The organism is Neobittarella massiliensis (ex Bilen et al. 2018) (genome assembly GCF_014269355.1).
Lineage (GTDB): Bacteria > Bacillota > Clostridia > Oscillospirales > Ruminococcaceae > Neobittarella > Neobittarella massiliensis.
Map to the genome: position 1 here is coordinate 1,287,916 of NZ_JACOGI010000001.1, position 18,408 is coordinate 1,306,323.

Below are 18,408 nucleotides of genomic sequence, written 5' to 3' on the forward strand. Positions count from 1 at the left end.
GCTGCCCGTGCGGCACAAAAGCAGGTCTTTTACCGGCACCCGCCGGGCAGTATCTCTGCCAGCAGCGCGTCGGCGGCGGCACAGAGCTGCCGCCGGGTCCCGCCGTTATACAGGGCAAAGTCGGCCGCGCGCAGGTAGTAGAGATCATCCGGCTGGCTGGCCACTCGCTGGCCGGCCGCCGTATCGGTGAGCCCGTCGCGCCCGGCAATGCGCCCGGTGCGGGTCCCAGCCGGCGCCAGCAGCACCAGCAGCCGGTCGCACAGGTCCACTGCCCCGCTCTGGATCAGCGTCGCGCCGTCTAAAAACAGCGCTTTATCGGCGCGCTCCACCTCGGCCCGCAGCGCTGCCACGATGCGCGGGTTGACGATGCTGTCCAGCACCGCCAGCGCCGCCGGGTCGGCAAACACCTTGGCCCCCAGCGCCCGCCGGTCGATGGCACCCCCCTGCACGCAGCCGGGAAAAGCGGCGTCTATAGCCGCTACGCAGTCCGGGTCGCCGTCCATCACCTGCCTGGCAAAGCGGTCGCAGTCGATCACCGCGCAGCCGACCGACCGCAGATGCGCCGCCAGGGTAGACTTGCCCGCCCCGGTGGGCCCGGTCAGGCCGATGACCGCCCGCCCGGCGCTAGCCAAGCTGCTGCACCCGAAAAGCCGCCGCTCGCAGCAGCCGGTTATACACCGCCAGCGACACGCCGTCCTTTTGCGGGGCGCGGGCGTATACCGTTTTAGCGCCGCGCTCGTCCAGCTCCCGCAGCGCGGTAAACAGCCGCGCCGCCTGGCTGTCGGGGTCGTCCTGCGCGCCATAGGTCACACAGGGGACCGGCAGCCGCTGCTCCTCGCCGGAAAAACACAGCGCAAACACGCCGGGACCGGCGTGGGCGGCCACAAAATCGCGGTAGCTGTCAAAGCCGCCCCCCAAAATGTACACCTGCGCCTTGGGGGCGTAGTGCTTGTACTTCATGCCCGGCGACTGGGCTGTCTGCCCCTCTTTTAGGGCCGACAGCACCGCCGGCGAGATATCGATCTCGCCCAGCACCTGCCGCAGCTGCTGGGGGGTCACCGCGCCGGGCCGCAGCAGGCAGGGCCGCGGCCCATCGATGGATACCACCGTCGACTCCACCCCCACCTGGCAGTCGCCCGACAAGACGATCCCGTCCACCCGGCCCTCTAAATCGGCCACTACGTGGCGGGCGGTGGTGGGGCTGGGCGAACCCGACAGGTTGGCCGACGGCGCGGCGATGGGCTGGCCCGACAGGCTGATGAGCGCGTGGGCCACCGGGTGCACCGGCATGCGCACCGCCACCGTGGAAAGCCCCCCGCTCACGATGGACGAGACTCTATCGCTCTTTTTGTAGATGATGGTCAGCGGGCCGGGCCAAAAGGCGTCGGCCAGTTTCTGGGCCGCCGACGGCCAGCCATCATACAGCGTTTTGGCCATCTCCACCGTGTCCACATGGACGATGAGCGGGTTGTCCTGGGGGCGGCCCTTGGCGGCAAAAATGCCCCGCACCGCATCGTCAAAATAGATGCTGGCCCCCAGCCCGTACACCGTCTCGGTGGGGATGGCCACCAGCCCTCCGGCGGCCAGCAGGTCAGCGGCAGCCTCGAGATCGGCCCGGTCGGTACTTATGTCGTTTACGGTAAAATGTACCGTGTGTTTTTGCTGCATAGCTCTCTGCCTTCTTTATTATATGCACGCTGTCTGCACGCTCAACCGGCAGATTTCAGCTTCTCGGCCTGGTCGTAGGTGATCAGGGCGTCGGTCAGCTCATCCAGCGAACCGTTTAAAATGCTGTCTAACTTGTACAGCGTCAGGCCGATGCGGTGATCGGTCACCCGCCCCTGGGGGAAGTTATAGGTGCGGATGCGCTCCGAGCGGTCGCCGGTGCCCACCTGGCTGCGGCGCTCAGCGGCGATCTCGTCCTCCTGGGCGCGCTGCTTTTGCTCCAGCAGCCGCGAGCGCAGCACCTTCATAGCCTTATCCTTATTTTTAAACTGGCTGCGCTCGTCCTGACACTCCACCACCAGCCCGGTGGGCAGGTGGGTGATGCGGATGGCCGACTCGGTCTTGTTTACATGCTGGCCGCCGGCGCCGCTGGCGCGGTAGGTGTCGATCTGCAGGTCGGTGGGGTTTATATCGATGTCCACCTCCTCGGCCTCGGGCAGCACCGCCACCGTCACCGTCGAGGTGTGGATGCGGCCCTGGGTCTCGGTCTCCGGCACACGCTGCACCCGGTGCACGCCGCTCTCGTATTTAAAGCGCGAAAACGCCCCGTCACCGGTGATGAGAAAGCTCACCTCTTTAAAGCCGCCCAGCTCGGTCTCGCTCTGCGACAGGATCTCGGTCTTCCAGCCGCGGCTCTCGGCGTACATGGTATACATGCGGTACAGGCTGCCGGCAAACAGCGCCGCCTCGTCGCCGCCGGCGCCGCCCCGTATCTCGATGATGACGTTTTTGTCGTCGTTGGGGTCGCGGGGTAAAAGCAGCACCCGCAGCTCTTCCGACAGCACCGCCAGCCGCGCCTTGGCGTCCTCCAGCTGCTCCTGCACCATCTCTTTAAAGTCGGCGTCCAGCCCCCCCTCGTCCAGCATGGTCCGCGCCTCTTCCTGGTCATTTTTGGCGGCGGTGTACTCCTTGAACTTCTCCACGATAGGGGTCAGGTTTTTGTACTCTTTCATCAGATCGCGGTAGCGGTCCTGGTCGCCGATGACCGCCGGGTCCATCAGCATCTCGTTTATCTGTTCATACCGCTCCTGGGCGGCCTCTAATTTATCAAACATCCGGGTCTCCTCACAGTAAAGATCATCTCGTATATCGCGGCCGGGCGGGGGCTCATAGTCTCTGCCCGGCCCTCTTCTCGCGGGCGGCAACAGGCGGGGCCACCACCTGTTGCCGGCAGCTAGTACTCGTGGTCCTGGCTCTCTTCCCGCAGGATCTTTTTGATGTTCTTTTCCACCTTGGCCCGGGGTACCATCACCAGATGGCCGCAGCCGGCACACTCGATCTTAAAATCCATGCCCACCCGGCGGACCCAAAACTCGTTACAGCCACAGGGGTGGTTTTTTTTCATGATGAGCTTGTCGCCCACTTGTACGTCCACGCCTATACTGCCCCTTTCTGCCCAAAGGCAATGCTCTCTTGGGCGGCACCTGCCAAAAACAGGCCGCCTAACTGGTATATTATACCCGCTTTTTGGCCGCAGCGCAACCGGCAGGGCCCCGCTTTTGCCGCCGCTGGCGCCGGCGCCGCGCCGCATAATGCAGCCGTCGCCCACATACAGATAGATTAAACGCGTGGCGGGCGCTGTGGGCGCCTTTTTTGAGCCATCAACGTCAGAGTAAAATTACAAGGAGGGAAAAAATTGGATAGATTTTCACCGGAGGGAACGCCCGGCGCCCGCGAGGTCGGCACCTTTTCCTCCCTCTCCCAAATCACCGACGCCATCGATACCGGCGCCATCTTCGAGGGCCCGGTGCTCAAATGCGACAGCGCCTACAACCTGCTTTTAGATCTGGGGGCCGCGCAGGGGGTGCTGCCCTTCGCCGAGAGCGCCATCGGCGCCGACTGCGGCCGCGTGCGGGAGATATCGGTCATCACCCGGGTGGGGCGCAGCGTCTGCTTTGCCGTCACCGAGCTGCAAAAAACTACCGGCGGCCAGTACCGGGCGCTGCTCTCGCGGCGGCAGGTACAGCTGCGCTGTCAGCAGGAGTTTTTAGATGCGCTGGTCCCCGGCGACGTCATCGACGCCGTCATCACCCACTTCGAGCCGTTCGGCGTGTTCGTCGACATCGGCTGCGGCATCGTCTCGCTGCTGCCCATCGACTGCATCTCGGTCTCGCGCATCTCCCACCCCAAAGATCGCTTTTACCCCGGCCAGCACATCCGGGTGGTGGTCACCGGCCGCGACCAGCTGGGCCGCATCACGCTCTCCCACAAAGAGCTCCTGGGCAGCTGGGAGCAAAACGCCGCCGATTTTTCCGCCGGCGACACGGTATTCGGCACGGTGCGCTCGATCGAGAACTACGGCGTATTCGTCGAGCTGCGGCCCAATCTGGCCGGTCTGGCCGAGCTCAAAGACGACGTGCAGGTGGGCGACCGGGTATCGGTATACATCAAGAGCATCATCCCCGAGAAGATGAAGATCAAACTCATCATCATCGATACGCTCTCCCCCGCACCCGCCCCGCGGGAAAAATTGCGCTACTATTTTACCGGCAGCCACATGGATCAGTTCTGCTACTCCCCCGCCGGCTGTCTCAAGCAGGTACACACCCAGTTTTGACCGTTCTTTTTCTCTTTTATAAAAATGGGCAGCAGGTCCGCCGTTCTGCCCTTTTTATACCCGCCAAAAAGGTACAAGCTCTCTCCTTTTTCGTCTCTGTTCGCTGTTCGCTCTGCCATCCTCAGCTATTGGCATACATACCGTCTGCCCCCGCCCAGCACCGATCTGCGCGACCCGGTCCCACCAGTCCGCCGGTATTCAGTATTCCCCCGTCCGGCTCTCCGTAGGCCGCACAGTCGCTTTCGGCCGTCTTTATTTAACGGGGCTTTCTCTCCCCCGCCAAACTGCTGTACCCGTCTTTCTAGATGATCGCCCGCCCACTCGACCTACCCGACCCACCTGGCACACATAGCACCCCCGGCTCGCCTGAGCCATCTGCTCATCTCTTGCCGTGTCGTGCCCGGGCCGCCTCGCCCCGCAGCAGTCAACCAGCCGATCCCTCCTTCATCCGGCTGCCTCTGCGCACAAAGCACTTCCAATTTATGGTATATCGGTCAGTCTGCGCTGTCCCACAAAAGCGGTTTTCTCCCGCGCTGCCGGGCCCGCCGCCGTCCCTTTTCCGGCACGTGCATTCTCACCGATAGGTCTGCCGCTTTTTGTACGCATTTGCCATCTTTACTTTTGCCGTTTTCTATCGTACTATAGAAAATAGTTCGTTCGACTGTTTTTTACCCCTTTCGCGCGGCGCGAGCGGGTCGGTCTGGGCGCCTGCCCCCTGCGGCGATCGGGGCGGCCGCCCGCTTTTGAGAGAGGATCACATATGGCAAAAAGCAAGTGGCATCGGGTAGGGCTCATTGCCCTGCTCTTTATCTCGATGGGCTTTTTAGGCATGGTAGACAGCGTGCGCAGCGTCACCATGCCCCTAATGAAAGCCGAGTTCGGCACCGACTACAGCGCGCAGGGCATGTTCATGTTCTTCACCTCGCTCACTTCGGTGGGGGCGGCTTTTTGCGGCAGCATGTTCGTCGGCCGCCGCGGGCCCAAAGCCACTGTGCTCGCCAGCTTTCTGCTCATGGCCGCCTGTATGGTCTCGGTCTTTTTTTCGCCCAGTTTCCTGTTCGTCACGCTGTCGTTTATGATCTACCGGGTGGGCTACAGCTTTTACAACGTGGGCTCCAACGCTATGTCGGCGGTCATTTTCGCCGGCAAGCTGGCGGTGATGATGAATCTCTTCCACGGCTTTTACGGGCTGGGCTCCACCATTGGCCCCATGTTTTCCAGGCTCTGTATGCAGACGCTGGGTATGGGCTGGCGGCAGGTGTTTTTAGTGATCCTGGCCCTGATGCTCGGCAGCTTTGCCGCACTGCTTTTTTTAAAGATGCCCGCCGCTCCACCGCCGCCGGTCAACAGTGAAGATGCGCCGCCGCCCAAAGCAGCCATGACCCTCAAAGGGGCCCTGCGCGAGCCGATGGTCTGGCTGTTCGGGCTGTCGCTGGGCTTTATCTCCATGATCGAGATGGCCCCCTCCTCCTGGGGCATCTTCTACCTGCAAGATGTGCACGGGTTCGATCCCACCACCACCGGCGCCACCTTCCTGTCTCTGTTCTTTTTGCTGTTTTCAGCCTCACGGCTGCTGCTGGGCTCCCTTATCGAAAAGGTCGGCTACATCCGCACGCTGGTCTGCTGTGTGGTGGCCGCGCTGCTCATCCACGCCGCCGCATTCATCATCGGCGGCAGCGGGGTGTGGCTCATCCCCATCTCGGGGCTGCCGCTGGCGCTGCTCTGGCCCACCCTCATCGCCGCTGCACTGCGGGTGTTCGGCGACGACTCGGGGGTGGCCTCGGGGGCCATCCTGGCCATTTGCCCCATGGTCAGCAGTCTCTTGCAGCTGGGCATGGGCAAAGTAAACACCGCCCTGGGCATGGACTGGGGCTACAAGATCCTGCTCTCTATCGGCTTTTTGGCCATCATCTGCCTGCTCTTGCTGGCGCGGCTGATGAAAAAGCGCCGGGGCTCGGTGGTGTGACCGCCAGCGCCCCCACCGCACTATCGTAGCAAAGGAGCCATGCTTTCATGGAAAACAGTGCATTTATCCACGGGACCGAACCCGGCGGACTCACCACCACCACCGAGATCAAGGTGCTCTTGTGCCACCTGTGCGGCCAGCACCCCACCGGCGTGCCGCAAAAGCTGCTGGTCGACAGTCTCACCGTCGAGGGGATCGCCAACTACTTCGAGCTCACCTCGGCCATCGGTGCGCTCATCGATGGCGGGCAGCTGCGCGTCCAGGGCGATCTGCTGCTGCTCGGCCAAGGCGCCCGCGACTCGGCCGAGCTCCTGGCCGCCCAGGTGCCGCTCTCGGTGCGCGAAAAGGCCGAGGAGCTGCTGGGCCGGCAGATGGAGCTCTTGCGCCGTCAGAGCGAGACCGATGTGCGCATCCTCAAGGTGTCCGACGGGTATGTGGTGCGCTGCAGCGTGCTGGATATCGGCACCGATTTATTCGCCGTCTCCATCTTTGCCCCCACCAAGGCCCAGGCCCAGCGCATCCGCGACAATTTTTTGCAGGATCCCCAGCGGCTGTACCAGTATAATCTGTTTTTGCTCACCGGCGACGACTTTGCCGATTAGCACCGGCCCACTGCTCCCCATACCTTCCGGCGCAGCGATTGCTGCGCTTTTTTCGTGCCGTCGGGCATATCTCTCCGCCGCGCCCCGGCCCACCAAAAGCCGGTATCGCCCGTACGGGCGGCGGGCGGTGATCTCCCCCGGCGCGAGAACTGCCGCCCGGTCAAAAAAAGTGTGCTGCTTTGGGCGCCCGGGCTTGTACCGCCGGTTTTTTTGGTGCATACTGATAGGCAGAGATCGATAAGTGGAGGGATACCCTATGCGTGCGAGAACACAGCGAGAACTGGTACTTTTATATCTGCCCGACACCGGCGCCGACGATTTTGCCGGCGCTCCACTGCCCCGCCTGCTGCAGAGCCTGCGCATCAACTGCCGGCAGCTCACCGCCGATGATTTCGGCCGCACAGTGGCCCAGGTGTTCACCGGCGCCCCCGGCGTGGCAGTCACCGGCGACGACGCCGTGCCGCCTGCCGCCCCGCTCATGCTGATGCAGGGGCTCGAGCGCCCGCGGATGGACAAACTGCTGCAGGCCATGCGCGAGCACGACCTGCAAGTCGACCTCAAGGCGGTGGTCACGCCCCAAAACCAGCGCTGGCCGCTCTGCCGCCTGGCCGGCGAGATCGGCCGCGAGCACCAGCTGATGAACGCCTACTTTGCCCTGCAGGGGCGCTATAAGGCGCTGCGAGCCGTCTCTCCCCAGCCCGAGAGCTGGACCGAGCCCCTGGCCCGGGCCGAGACTCTTTTAAACACTCGGCCGCCCGAAGACGGGGCCGAGGCGCACACCCGCCTTTTGCAGCAGATGGCCGACGAGCTGGCCAGTCTGCAGGCCGGTCTATAGGCTGGTCACAAACTGTGAGGCCTGTACAGTTTTTCTTTACAAATATCGGCACAAGTGCTATAATGATGCATCGACGATCAGCAGCCTGTCCAGTCGGCAGCAACCTGCGGTCGCGGATGTAGATGGAGGCGTGTGTGCAATGGTGGAATCGCTGGTCTCGGGCCTGGGTACGCTGGGGCGCAACCTGTTTGTATTTCTGGTGTCGCTGACGCCGTTTTGCGAGAACAAGGGCTCTATCATGTTGGGCGCCACGATGAACCTAAAGTGGTATCTGTCGTTTTTTACCAGCAGCGCCGGCGCCATCCTGCCGGTGCCGTTCTTGCTGGGCAGCGGCGAAAAAATACGTGTCTGGGCCCACAACTCCCGCTTTTTTAGCGGTCCCATGCGCAAGATCGACCAGTTTTTAGACAGCCATCAACAATTTTTCGCCAAGCACGGCTGGCTGGCACTGCTGCTCATCACCTCCCTGCCCTTTACCGGCATCGGCATCTGGGCCGGCTGTCTCATCGCCAACCTGGCCGGGCTCGACCGACGGCAGAGCCTGTGGGCGCTGTTTGGCGGGGTCATCCTGTCCGGGCTGTTCACCACGCTGGGCACCTACGGCCTGCTGGTACATATCGCCAACTTTTTTGGCAAACTGTTCCATCCCGGGGTGCTGTAGCAGCACCTGCCTGTCAAGAAAACGCTTTCGGGCCGCCCCCGCCACACGGGGCGGCTCTTTTTATGTCTTTTTCGTCGGGCGGCCACTCCCTATATAGCCGCCAACGCTTGTGCCCACGCCCCCAAGCGCCTATAATAAAACTGTATAAACGGCTGTTTGCGACGCCGATGTCTGCCCCCGTCGGGCCGGCGGACATCGGCCGGTCACTGTCTTTACTGGGAGGTGTTCTCGGTGACTGTTGGCGGCTTTGCCATCACCCAACTGTACGACGACTTTTTTGTGCTGCAAGAGCCGGGGGTGCGCTGCTTTTTGCTTATCGATACCCGGCGGGCACTGCTCATCGACACCGGTTTTGGCCGCGGTGATATTGCCGCCGCGGTGCGCGCGGTCACCCCGCTGCCGGTCACCGTGGTGCATACCCACGCCGACCCCGATCATATCGGCGGCACAGCCGCTTTCCAGCGGGTCCTCTTACACCGCGGCGACCTGCCCCGCTTTCAGAGCCGTGTGTCTACCCGGTCGCTCACCGTGACGTTCCTGTCAGACGGGGATACGCTCACCGCCGGTAAATATCGCTTTCAAGTCCTCCACCTGCCCGGACACACCCCCGGCAGCATCGCTCTGCTCGAGCGCCAGAAGCGCTTTCTCATCAGCGGCGACACCCTGCAGACCGAGCCGGTCTATCTCTTCGGCCCCGGGCGCGAGCCGGGGCGCTACCTGTTTAGCCTGCAGCGGCTGTATCACCTGGCCGGCAGCTTCGATACCGTCCTCCCCGCCCACGGCAGCTGTCCCGTCTCGGCCGGCGTGCTGGGCGATCTCATCGGCTGTACCCAGCGCTACCTCTCGCGAGAGCTGCCGCCCCACCAGCTGCCCGCCGGTTCTCCCATCGGCGATAAGTGCCGCCTCTACCGCTGGGGCAGCGCCGCCCTGCTGGGCGAGGTCGGCGGTCCCCCGCGCTAAGACCGAGCCCCTGGCAACAAATGCCGCTGCCCACCACATATTTTGCCCACGATAAAAGCGCCCCGACCAGCAGCTGGTCGGGGCGCTCTATTTATCTTCTATGTGTCTTGCAGATGTAAAAACTAATCCTCTAAGATCGGCAGCGGGTCCATCTCCACGGTGGTGGTGCCCAGCATCTTCTCCATGTAATCCACATAGGTCTCGCGGGTCAGCTTGGGCTCATAGATGTCCACCAGGTGCTTGGCGCCGGCAGCGCCGTCTTTGAGCAGGTGGTAGGCAGTCAGGGCAAACAGCTTGGCCGGCAAAATGTAGGCGATATCCTCATCCACCACTTCCACATTGTTGTTGTGCAGCTCACCGGTCAGGCCGGTGGTGTAAAACTGGATCAGCGGCATGATGGCCGATACATCGCCAAAATCGGTGGAGCCGGTGATATGTGCGCTGGCCGGCACCTCTTTTACCCGCAGCGGCTTTTTCTCGCCGGCAGCAGCCAGCGCCGCCTCCAGCGCCGACACGTCCGGGCAGGGCTGGGTCGAGAAGTAGCCCGGCAGCGTCTCGATCTCCACCCCGCAGCCGGTGGCGATGGCCCCGGCCTTAAAGCAGCGGTCCACCTTGGCGTTGGCGTCGATAACTGCCTCCATGGTCTTGGCGCGTACGCAGTACTCCAGCACCACGTCGTCGGCGATGATGTTCACCGCGTCGCCGCCTTTCAGGTAATAGCCGTGGCAGCGCACCGTGTCGGCGTCGCGGAAGCTCTCCCGCTGCAGGGCGATACCGTGCAGCGCCAGCTCGGCGGCGTTGAGCGCGTCTACGCCTTTGTGGGGGAAACCGGCGGCATGGGCCTTTCTGCCCTTAAATTTCACCGTCTTGTTGACGAACACGTTCGACGAGCAGTTCATGATGATGGCGTCATTCGAATTGTCGGTATCGCTGTGGTGGCCCAGCGCCACATCGATATCCTCAAAGGCGCCAATGCGGATGAGCTCGCATTTGCCGCCGCCGTAGCGGGCTTTTCCCTCTTTGCGCAGGCCGTTTTTGTAGTCGATGTCCACAAACTCCTCCGACGGGGCCGACATGAACACCACATTACCCCCCAGCGCCTCCTTTACCTCCGGCACGCTCAGCGCCAGCGCCGCGCCGATGGTGGCCGTCAGCTGGGCGTGGTGGCCGCAGCAGTGGGCGGCGCCGGTCTCGGGGTTGGTGTCCTTGTGGTTGGCGATGGGCAGCGCGTCCAGCTCGCCGATGACCGCCACGGTGGGGCCCTCGCTTCCCTTGGGTTTTAAGTAGCCCTTGGCGCCGGTGATGGCCAGCTCCTCGTCCACCTGCATCCCCAGCTCTTTGAGCAGGGCGTTAAATTTCTCTGCCGTGCGGAACTCGCGGTAACCCAGCTCGGCGTGGTGCCAGATGTCCCGCCCGAACTCCACGATCTTCTCGCGGTTCTGCTCGATGGTCTCGATGATCTTTTGTTCGATCTTGTCCATATGTACAGTCTCCTCTTTTTGGTTTAGCAGTTTAAATGCCTATCATATTTCTACTATACCACTGCACCCCGGTCGCCGAAAAGATACCGCGCGCAATACCGGCATTTTCCCCCTGCTGCACCGCATTTTTTTGTAGTATATGCTCAAAAAGCAAGCGCCGGTCGACCCCCGTCACAACAGCTAGGCTGGCCGGCACTTCGGGGCGCGCCCACTGCTCACACCACCTGGAAAATAAAGAACTTCAGGTAATCGGTCTCCGGCACCCCGTAGAGGATGGGGTGGTCGGGCGACTGCTGGCGGCACTCGATCTGTCGCAGGCTCACCCCGGCGTCGCGGGCAGCCTCGGTGAGCATCTTGCGAAACAGCCCCTCCCCCATAAAATGCGAACAGGAGCAGGTGGCCAGGTATCCGCCCCGGGGCAGCAGCTTCATGGCCCGCAGGTTGATATCCTTATACCCCCGGTAGGCCTGCTTTACCGTGGCGCGCGACTTGGTAAACGCCGGCGGGTCGAGGATCACAAAATCGTAGTCGCGGCACTTGGCGGCGCTCAGCTCGGTGAGCAGGTCAAACACGTTGGCGCACACCAGGTCCACCCGCTCATCCAGCCCGTTTTGATGCACGTTCTCTCTGGCCATCTCCACTGCCTGCTGCGATATATCCACCGAGGTCACGTGGCAGGCCCCGCCCATGGCCGCGTTCATGCCAAACGAGCCGGTGTGGGTAAAGCAGTCCAGCACCCGCTTGCCGGCTGCGTAGCGGGCCACCGCCTGGCGGTTAAACTTCTGGTCTAAAAAAAAGCCGGTCTTTTGTCCGCCGGCAATATCCACCGTGTAGTGCAGCCCATTCTCCACGATCTGCACCCGGTCATCCGGCGGCCGCACCTCCCCGTCGATGGGAAAGTAGCCGGTCTTTTGCTCCATCCCCTCCAACTGGCGAATGGCCACGTCGTCCCGCTCGTACACCGCGTGGATGACCTGTCCATCCTGGCGCAGCACCTCCACCAGCAGCGGCAGCAGCCGGTGCTTGATGCGCTCGATACCCAAACTCAGCACCTGACACACCAGCACGTCGCCAAAGCGGTCTACCGTCAGTCCGGGGAACTGGTCGGCCTCCCCAAAAATCAGCCGGCAGCAGCTCGCCTGGTGCCCCATCACCGTCTTGCGGTACTCCCAGCAGTAGCGCAGCCGCCGGGCCCAAAAGGCGTCGTCAAAGGTGTCGTTGCGGTTGCGCGAGACGATGCGCACCCTGATCTTCGAGTGGCTGTTATAAAATCCGGTGCCCAAATAGCTGCCTTTGGCCGAGAACACATCGGCCAGCTCACCGTCCACACAGCTGCCGGTGGTGGCGGTCACCTCGGTCTCGTACACCCAGGGGTGGCCGTTTTGCACCCACTGGGTGCCTTTTTTGCTCAGCTGCACGCCGGGCAGGTCGCGGGTCTTCATCATGGGGTCGCTCCTTTTATGCTCCGCCGGCGGCGTTTGCCCCCGCCGGTGTTTTGTCCACTGTTCACTGTTCACATTTCGCCGCTTTTTTGGCGGCACGATTATAGTATACTATATTTATCGGGCAGTTGCATACGCTCTTTTTTCAGCGGCGAAACTGCCAGTAGACCATTATTCCCTACCGCCGGGGGCAAGGTGCGCCTCCCCGGCCAGTTCACAAATGCAACAGGCAACAGGCGACAGGCGGCGCAGAGCCCCTACCAAGACGAGAAAAAGGTGAGCAGATTGAGAGAGAACACGACAAAAACACTGTATTTCGGCGGGCCGATCCTCACGATGGAAGACCCGGTCCCCCGCCATGCGCTGCTGGAGCAGGGCGGCAAGATATTGGCCGTCGGCAGTCTGGAGGAGCTCACGGTCCTCGCCGGCGACTGTCGGCAGGTCGACCTGCAGGGCCACTGCCTGCTGCCCGGCTTTATCGACCCCCACAGCCACTTCACCACGCTGGGCACAGCCCTCACCTCCTGCGACCTGACCGGCAGCGCCAGCCCCGGCGAGATCGTCGATCGGCTGCGCCGTTTTCTGCAGCAGCACCCGCCGGCCGACGGCGGCTGGGTGGTGGGCTTCGGCTACGACAACAATCTGCTGCCGGGCGCGGCCCATCCCACCCGTCAGCTGCTCGATCAGGTCTCGTACACAGTGCCCGTCCTCATCTCCCACGCCTCCGGGCATATGGGGGCCGCCAACTCCGCCGCGCTGGCCGCCATGGGTCTCACCGCCGCCACACCCGACCCCGAAGGCGGTCTCTACGGGCGCACCGCCGACGGCCAGCTCAGCGGCTATATGGAGGAGCGCGCCTTTACCGCCGCCGGCGCCGCCGTCCCCCCGCCCGCGGCAGACCTGCTGGTGGGCAGCCTGCTGCGCGGGCAGGAGATCTACCTGCAAAACGGCATCACCACCGCCCAGGACGGCATGACCGGCCAAAAAGAACTGGCGCTGCTGCGCCTGCTGGCCGAAAGGCAGCAGCTCAAACTGGACGTGGTGGGCTATGTAGACCTGGCAAATTTCCCCGACTTATTGGCCCAGACCCCCGCCTATAGCGGCGGCTACCGCCACCACCTGCGCCTGGGCGGGTACAAGATCTTTTTAGACGGCTCTCCCCAGGGCCGCACCGCCTGGCTGTCGGCCCCTTATCTGGGCGGGGACGGGCACTACTGCGGCTACCCCATCCACACCGACGAGCAGGTGCGCCGGCTGGTGCAAAAAAGTCTCGACGACGGCCGTCAGCTGTTGTGCCACTGCAACGGCGACGCCGCCTCCCAGCAGTATATCGAGGCCTTCCAGGCCGTGCTGGGGCAAAAGTCCTGCCCCACCCGCCCGGTGATGATCCACGCCCAGACGGTGCGCGACGACCAGCTGGCCCAAATGGCCCCGCTGGGCATGATCGCCTCGTTTTTCACCGCCCACACCTACTACTGGGGCGACGTGCACCTGAAAAATCTGGGGCCCGCCCGCGCCGGGCATATCACCCCCGCCGTCTCGGCCATCGAAAACGGGGTCGTCTACACCTTTCACCAGGATACCCCGGTGCTGCCGCCGGACATGATAGACACCCTGTGGTGCGCGGTCAACCGCACCACCCGCGCCGGCGTCGTGCTGGGCCCCGACCAAAAGCTCAGCACCTACCAGGCGCTGGAGGGCATCACCAAAAACGCCGCCTACCAGTATTTTGAGGAGCGCCAAAAAGGCACGCTGGCCCCGGGCAAACTGGCCGATATGGTCATCCTCAGCCAAGACCCGCTGCAGCTGCCCGGCGATGAACTGCGCCGCCTGCAGGTGCTGGCCACCTGCAAAGAGGGCCGGTGGGTGTACCAAAAACACTAGTTTCCCGGCGTTTGCCGCTCAGCTCAAGCCCCTTTTTCGGTGCCCTTTTTCTCCCCTCGGGCGCCCCCCGCTCTACCGGGCGGGGACGGTCACGGCCGCCCCCGCCTTTTTGCTGACCTTTTTCGCCGTTTGCAGCCGCCGACAAATGTGTTACAATGGGCACAGTATGTATACAGAAAAGAGGGGTATCTTGCGCAACATCCTGCTCATCTCCACCGGCGGCACCATCGCCTCGGTCAAGACCAGTCAGGGGCTGGCCCCGCAGATAGGGCCAGATGACCTGCTGGGCTACGTCCCTGCCCACCGCGAATTTTGCCGGGTAGACACGCTGCCGCTATTAAATCTCGACAGCACCAACATGCAGCCGCACCACTGGCTGCAGATCGTGGGCGCCATCCGCGAGCACTACCAGCGCTACGACGGCTTCGTCGTCTGCCACGGCACCGACACGATGGCCTATACCGCCGCCGCACTGAGCTATCTCATCCAAAAAAGCCCCAAACCCATCGTGGTCACCGGCGCCCAAAAGCCCATCGATCTCGACGTGACCGACGCCCGTACCAACCTGCTCGACAGCCTGCGCTATGCCAGCAGCAGCCGCTCCCACGGGGTGGTCATCGTCTTCGACGGCAAGGTGATCCTGGGCACCCGCGCCCGCAAAGAGCGCACCAAGAGCTATAACGCCTTTTCCAGCATCAATTACCCCTACCTGGCCACCATCCAAGACGGCCGCATCACCCGCTTTTTCACCGTGCCGGTGCCCGATGGCGGGCCGGTGTTCTATAACCAGCTCAGCTGCCGGGTGGGCCTTTTTAAACTCATCCCCGGCATGGGCCCACAGCTGCTTTTGGCCATGGCCGACAGCTGCGACGCCATCATCATCGAGAGCTTTGGCGTCGGCGGTCTGCCGGCCGACCCCGGCTGCGACTTCACCGCCGCGCTCACCCAGCTCACCGGTCGGGGCAAAACGGTAGTGATGACCACCCAGGTCCCCTATGAGGGCAGCGATATGGCCGTGTACCAGGTGGGGCATCTGGCCAAGCGGCAGCTGGGTCTGCTCGAATCCTACGACATGACGCTGGAGGCCACCGTGACCAAGCTGATGTGGATACTGGGGCAGACCTGCGACCCCGCCCGCATCCAGGCGCTCTACCACGCGCCGGTCGGGCTCGATACACTGTACGCCGAGACATGAACAGAGCTCGGCGCACCCAAACGACGTATATATAACGTATGTATAGGGAGAACACGTGGCGATCAACAAAGTGCTGATGGCGGCGCTCAAGGCGCTGTCTTACCCCGATATCGACATCAAAAAGAGCTATAAGATCGAGCGGCAGCTCAAGAGCCTGCCCAAGCTCAAGGTGCCCAGCCCCTATTACACCAGCTGGGACCACCAGGTCTTTGCCGGCGACCACCAGGTACCGGTGCGCATCTTCACCCCCCGCACCGTGGGCCGCCACCGGGTGTTGGTGTTTTTCCACGGCGGCGGCTGGGTCACCGGCAACATCGACAGTTACGACCGGGTCTGCCGCGACATGTGTCAGCTCACCAACTGTATCGTGGTGTCGGTAGACTACCGCCTGGCGCCGGAATACCCCTTCCCCGCCGGGCTGGAAGACTGCTATCAGGTCACCCGCGAGATCTTTTTAGACGACAGCCTGTTCGATACCAGCCCCGACGAGATCGTGCTGGTGGGCGACAGCGCCGGCGGCAATCTGGCGGCGGCGGTCAGCCTGCTGGCCCGCGACCGGCGCGAGTTCCTGCCCCGCCGGCAGATCCTCATCTACCCGGCCACCTACCCCACCCACGGGGCGGGCTCTCCGTTTGCCTCCACCCGCGAAAACGGGCAGGACTACCTGCTCACCTCCAAGCGGGTCGACGACTACCTGCAGCTGTACGCCGGGCGGCCAGGCGACTTTCAAAACCCCTATTTTGCCCCGCTTTTGTGCGGCGATCTGAGCCGCCAGCCCGACACGCTCATCATCACCGCCGAATACGACCCTCTGCGCGATGAGGGGGAGGCCTACGGGCAAAAGCTCAGCCAGTTCGGCGCCCGGGTGCGCACCGAGCGCATCCCCGATGCACTGCACGGCTTTTTCTCGCTCCCGTTGGGCTTTGCCATGGTCAAAGACTGCTACCGCATCATCGGCGAGTTCCTCTCCGATACCGGGGCGCTGTAACACCGCATCTCTATCTCTGCGAGGTGAACTGCACTTGTCTTTTAAAAAAAATAACGGCTGGCAGCGTCTGGATAACGCCGCCAAGATCTTTCCCTCCAACAGCACCAAGCGCGATACCAAGGTGTTTCGCTTCTGCTGCGAGCTCACCGAACCGGTCGACCCGGTGCTCCTGCAGCCGGCGCTGGAGGCGACGCTCGAGAGCTTTCCCCTGTACCGGGCGGTGCTCAAACGGGGGCTCTTCTGGTACTATTTCGAACAGAGCGATCTGCCCGCCACCGTCCAGCCCGAGCTGGCCGCCCCCTGCCAGCCGCTCTATATCAAGGGGCAAAAAAATCTGCTCTTCGCGGTGACCTACTACCGCTGCCGCATCAATCTCGAGATCTACCACGCTCTGACCGACGGCACCGGCGCCATGAACATGCTGCAGCTGCTGGTCAGCCACTATCTGGCCCTGCGCCACCCGGAAGACTTTCCCCACGGGCGGGCAGCCATCCCCTACGACGCCTCGATGGCCCAGCGCATGGACGACAGCTTTTACAAGTACTACAGCGGCCGGCGTCACCCCCGCCAAAAAGAGCCCAACGCCTGCCAGATATCCGGTTCCCGCCTGGCCGAGAACCGCATACGGGTCACCGAAGGCGTACTCTCGGTGCGGCAGCTGCTCGATCTCGCCCACCAGTACGACTGCACGCTCACCATCTTTCTCACCGCCGTATTTTTGCAGGCCACCAGCTGGGAGATCCCGCAAAAGGCGCTCAAAAAGCCGGTGGTGGCCAGCGTTCCGGTCAACCTGCGCCAGTATTTCCACAGCCAGTCGGCCCGCAACTTTTTCGGGGTCATCAACGTGGGGTACGACTTTCTGCACGGCAGCGACCAGCTCGCGGCCATCATCGCCAGCCTGAAGGCCGACTTTGCCCGCGAGCTCACCCGTGAAAAGCTGGAACAGCGCATGGACAGCTTTGGCGCGCTGGAGCGCAACCCCTTTATCAAGCTGGTGCCGCTCTCGCTCAAAGACCCGGTCCTGCACCTGGCCGGCTGGGCCAGCGGTCAAAAAAACACGGTGGCTATCTCCAACGTGGGCAAAGTCAAGCTGCCGCCGGCGCTGCAGCCCTATGTGCGCCTGTTCTCGGTGTTCGTCAGCACCGAAAAAGTACAGGTGTGCCTGTGCTCCTGCGGCGACGCGCTCACCGCCAGCTTTACCTCCCCTTTTGCCAGCACCGAGATCGAGAAAAATTTCTTCCGCATCCTCACCGGCATGGGGGCCGCCGTGCAGCTCGACTGCTCCACCCCCGATAGCTGGCTGCTGCCCCCATCCCCCACCGGCCCTGAAAAGGAGGTCCCGTGATGCGCTACTGTCAGGCCTGCAAGGTCCACCTGCCCGACGACGCCGCCCATTGCCCGCTGTGTCAGGGCCCGGTATCTCCCGCGCCGCAACCGGGCGCACCGGCACACCGCAGCGCCTTTCCGGCGGTACCCATGGTATATAAAAAGTACAATCTGTTTTACAGGCTGCTGGTGTTTTGTACCGTGGCGGCGGTGGTGGTGTGCTTTGGCATCAACTACCTGTTGCCCCAAAGCGGCCTGTGGTCGCTCTTCGTGGCCGGCGGCGCCGGCTGTCTGTGGATCAGTTTGGCCGATGCGGTGCACCGCCGCCGCAACCCGCCCCGGGGCATCCTCAATCAGGTCATCCTGCTGGGGCTGCTGGCCCTGGTGTGGGATCTGTGTACCGGCTGGCGGGGCTGGTCCATTACCTTCGTTATCCCCTTTATCTGCCTGCTGGCTATGGCGGCCATGGCCGTGGTGGCCAAAGTCATCCGTCTGCCCATCAGCGACTATCTCATCTACCTGTGTGTCTGCGGCGGCTTTGGCATCCTGCCCATCCTGAGCCTGGCTCTGGGCTGGGTCAGTGTGCGCTGGCCCAGCTTGCTGTGCGCCGGCGGCAGCGTGCTCAGCCTCACTGCGCTGGCAGTGTTCGAGGGCGAGAAGATGCTCTCCGAGCTGCGGCGCCGTCTCCACTTGTAGAAAAGTACCGCTCTCTTGGCAAAGCAAATAGTTTTACCTGTAAAACTCTGTCACAAGTCAGCAGATTCTCGCATTTTTCTGTTTGGAATT

17 protein-coding genes are annotated in these 18,408 nt (G+C 62.9%); 11 read left to right on the top strand and 6 right to left on the bottom strand.

The window, feature by feature from the left end; all coding sequences use genetic code 11:
- Positions 1 to 29 precede the first annotated feature (29 nt).
- The 4 genes from coaE to H8K20_RS13790 all read right to left on the bottom strand — a co-directional run bounded on the left by coaE (position 30) and on the right by H8K20_RS13790 (position 3,100).
- Positions 30 to 632, bottom strand: coding sequence for a dephospho-CoA kinase (gene coaE / locus H8K20_RS05975; RefSeq protein WP_186487772.1), 603 nt, complete (start codon positions 630 to 632; stop codon positions 30 to 32).
- Positions 625 to 1,668, bottom strand: a complete 1,044-nt coding sequence (locus tag H8K20_RS05980) for an L-threonylcarbamoyladenylate synthase (protein ID WP_186487773.1) — start codon at positions 1,666 to 1,668, stop codon at positions 625 to 627. The genes coaE and H8K20_RS05980 overlap by 8 nt, the downstream gene beginning before the upstream one ends.
- Before the next feature lie 41 nt (positions 1,669 to 1,709).
- Positions 1,710 to 2,780 carry a peptide chain release factor 1 gene (gene prfA / locus H8K20_RS05985; RefSeq protein WP_105204309.1) on the bottom strand — a complete coding sequence of 357 codons (1,071 nt, stop codon included), beginning with the start codon at positions 2,778 to 2,780 and terminating at the stop codon, positions 1,710 to 1,712.
- A gap of 119 nt (positions 2,781 to 2,899) precedes the next feature.
- On the bottom strand, positions 2,900 to 3,100 hold the full coding sequence (locus H8K20_RS13790; protein ID WP_105204308.1) for a DUF951 domain-containing protein: 201 nt from the start codon (positions 3,098 to 3,100) through the stop codon (positions 2,900 to 2,902).
- Between the two features lie 261 nt (positions 3,101 to 3,361).
- Between H8K20_RS13790 and H8K20_RS05995 the strand changes: the two genes are divergently transcribed.
- From H8K20_RS05995 to H8K20_RS06020, 6 genes are all read left to right on the top strand, one after another.
- The gene (locus H8K20_RS05995; protein ID WP_105204307.1) at positions 3,362 to 4,282 is read left to right on the top strand and encodes a S1 RNA-binding domain-containing protein; all 921 of its coding nucleotides are present in this window, start codon (positions 3,362 to 3,364) and stop codon (positions 4,280 to 4,282) included.
- A 760-nt stretch (positions 4,283 to 5,042) separates the two neighbouring features.
- The gene (locus H8K20_RS06000; RefSeq protein ID WP_186487774.1) at positions 5,043 to 6,248 is read left to right on the top strand and encodes an MFS transporter; all 1,206 of its coding nucleotides are present in this window, start codon (positions 5,043 to 5,045) and stop codon (positions 6,246 to 6,248) included.
- A 47-nt stretch (positions 6,249 to 6,295) separates the two neighbouring features.
- Positions 6,296 to 6,850 carry a DUF4364 family protein gene (locus H8K20_RS06005; protein ID WP_105204305.1) on the top strand — a complete coding sequence of 185 codons (555 nt, stop codon included), beginning with the start codon at positions 6,296 to 6,298 and terminating at the stop codon, positions 6,848 to 6,850.
- A 256-nt stretch (positions 6,851 to 7,106) separates the two neighbouring features.
- Positions 7,107 to 7,685, top strand: coding sequence for a DUF3783 domain-containing protein (locus H8K20_RS06010; RefSeq protein ID WP_186487775.1), 579 nt, complete (start codon positions 7,107 to 7,109; stop codon positions 7,683 to 7,685).
- Between the two features lie 139 nt (positions 7,686 to 7,824).
- Positions 7,825 to 8,346 carry a COG2426 family protein gene (locus H8K20_RS06015; RefSeq protein ID WP_186487776.1) on the top strand — a complete coding sequence of 174 codons (522 nt, stop codon included), beginning with the start codon at positions 7,825 to 7,827 and terminating at the stop codon, positions 8,344 to 8,346.
- A gap of 231 nt (positions 8,347 to 8,577) precedes the next feature.
- Positions 8,578 to 9,306: an MBL fold metallo-hydrolase gene (locus H8K20_RS06020; protein ID WP_186487777.1), complete on the top strand. Its 729-nt coding sequence runs from the start codon at positions 8,578 to 8,580 to the stop codon at positions 9,304 to 9,306.
- 122 nt (positions 9,307 to 9,428) lie between these two features.
- Here the strand turns inward: H8K20_RS06020 and H8K20_RS06025 are convergent, their stop codons facing one another.
- On the bottom strand, positions 9,429 to 10,787 hold the full coding sequence (locus H8K20_RS06025; RefSeq protein ID WP_105204301.1) for an amidohydrolase: 1,359 nt from the start codon (positions 10,785 to 10,787) through the stop codon (positions 9,429 to 9,431).
- 215 nt (positions 10,788 to 11,002) lie between these two features.
- A complete protein-coding gene (locus H8K20_RS06030; RefSeq protein WP_186487778.1) occupies positions 11,003 to 12,232 on the bottom strand; it encodes a class I SAM-dependent rRNA methyltransferase in 1,230 nt (409 codons plus the stop codon).
- Between the two features lie 273 nt (positions 12,233 to 12,505).
- Between H8K20_RS06030 and H8K20_RS06035 the strand changes: the two genes are divergently transcribed.
- The 5 genes from H8K20_RS06035 (at position 12,506) to H8K20_RS06055 (ending at position 18,318) form a co-directional block, all read left to right on the top strand.
- Entirely contained in the window at positions 12,506 to 14,113 is a 1,608-nt protein-coding gene (locus H8K20_RS06035) for an amidohydrolase (protein ID WP_341480823.1), read from the top strand.
- Between the two features lie 190 nt (positions 14,114 to 14,303).
- Positions 14,304 to 15,308, top strand: coding sequence for an asparaginase (locus tag H8K20_RS06040; RefSeq protein ID WP_186487779.1), 1,005 nt, complete (start codon positions 14,304 to 14,306; stop codon positions 15,306 to 15,308).
- Between the two features lie 55 nt (positions 15,309 to 15,363).
- Positions 15,364 to 16,296, top strand: a complete 933-nt coding sequence (locus H8K20_RS06045; RefSeq protein WP_243562550.1) for an alpha/beta hydrolase — start codon at positions 15,364 to 15,366, stop codon at positions 16,294 to 16,296.
- Between the two features lie 34 nt (positions 16,297 to 16,330).
- Positions 16,331 to 17,641, top strand: coding sequence for a hypothetical protein (locus tag H8K20_RS06050; protein WP_186487780.1), 1,311 nt, complete (start codon positions 16,331 to 16,333; stop codon positions 17,639 to 17,641).
- The gene (locus tag H8K20_RS06055; RefSeq protein WP_154865349.1) at positions 17,641 to 18,318 is read left to right on the top strand and encodes a DUF6320 domain-containing protein; all 678 of its coding nucleotides are present in this window, start codon (positions 17,641 to 17,643) and stop codon (positions 18,316 to 18,318) included. Before H8K20_RS06050 ends, H8K20_RS06055 begins: the two co-directional genes overlap by 1 nt.
- The last annotated feature ends 90 nt before the right edge of the window (positions 18,319 to 18,408 follow it).

Coding starts and splice junctions, on each gene's coding strand:
- H8K20_RS06055 (WP_154865349.1), top strand. CDS start 17,641: ATGCGCTACTGTCAGGCCTGCAAGGTCCACCTGCCCGACGACGCCGCC.
- H8K20_RS06010 (WP_186487775.1), top strand. CDS start 7,107: ATGCGTGCGAGAACACAGCGAGAACTGGTACTTTTATATCTGCCCGAC.
- H8K20_RS06000 (WP_186487774.1), top strand. CDS start 5,043: ATGGCAAAAAGCAAGTGGCATCGGGTAGGGCTCATTGCCCTGCTCTTT.
- H8K20_RS05980 (WP_186487773.1), bottom strand. CDS start 1,668: ATGCAGCAAAAACACACGGTACATTTTACCGTAAACGACATAAGTACC.
- prfA (WP_105204309.1), bottom strand. CDS start 2,780: ATGTTTGATAAATTAGAGGCCGCCCAGGAGCGGTATGAACAGATAAAC.
- H8K20_RS06030 (WP_186487778.1), bottom strand. CDS start 12,232: ATGATGAAGACCCGCGACCTGCCCGGCGTGCAGCTGAGCAAAAAAGGC.
- H8K20_RS06015 (WP_186487776.1), top strand. CDS start 7,825: ATGGTGGAATCGCTGGTCTCGGGCCTGGGTACGCTGGGGCGCAACCTG.
- H8K20_RS06025 (WP_105204301.1), bottom strand. CDS start 10,787: ATGGACAAGATCGAACAAAAGATCATCGAGACCATCGAGCAGAACCGC.
- H8K20_RS06005 (WP_105204305.1), top strand. CDS start 6,296: ATGGAAAACAGTGCATTTATCCACGGGACCGAACCCGGCGGACTCACC.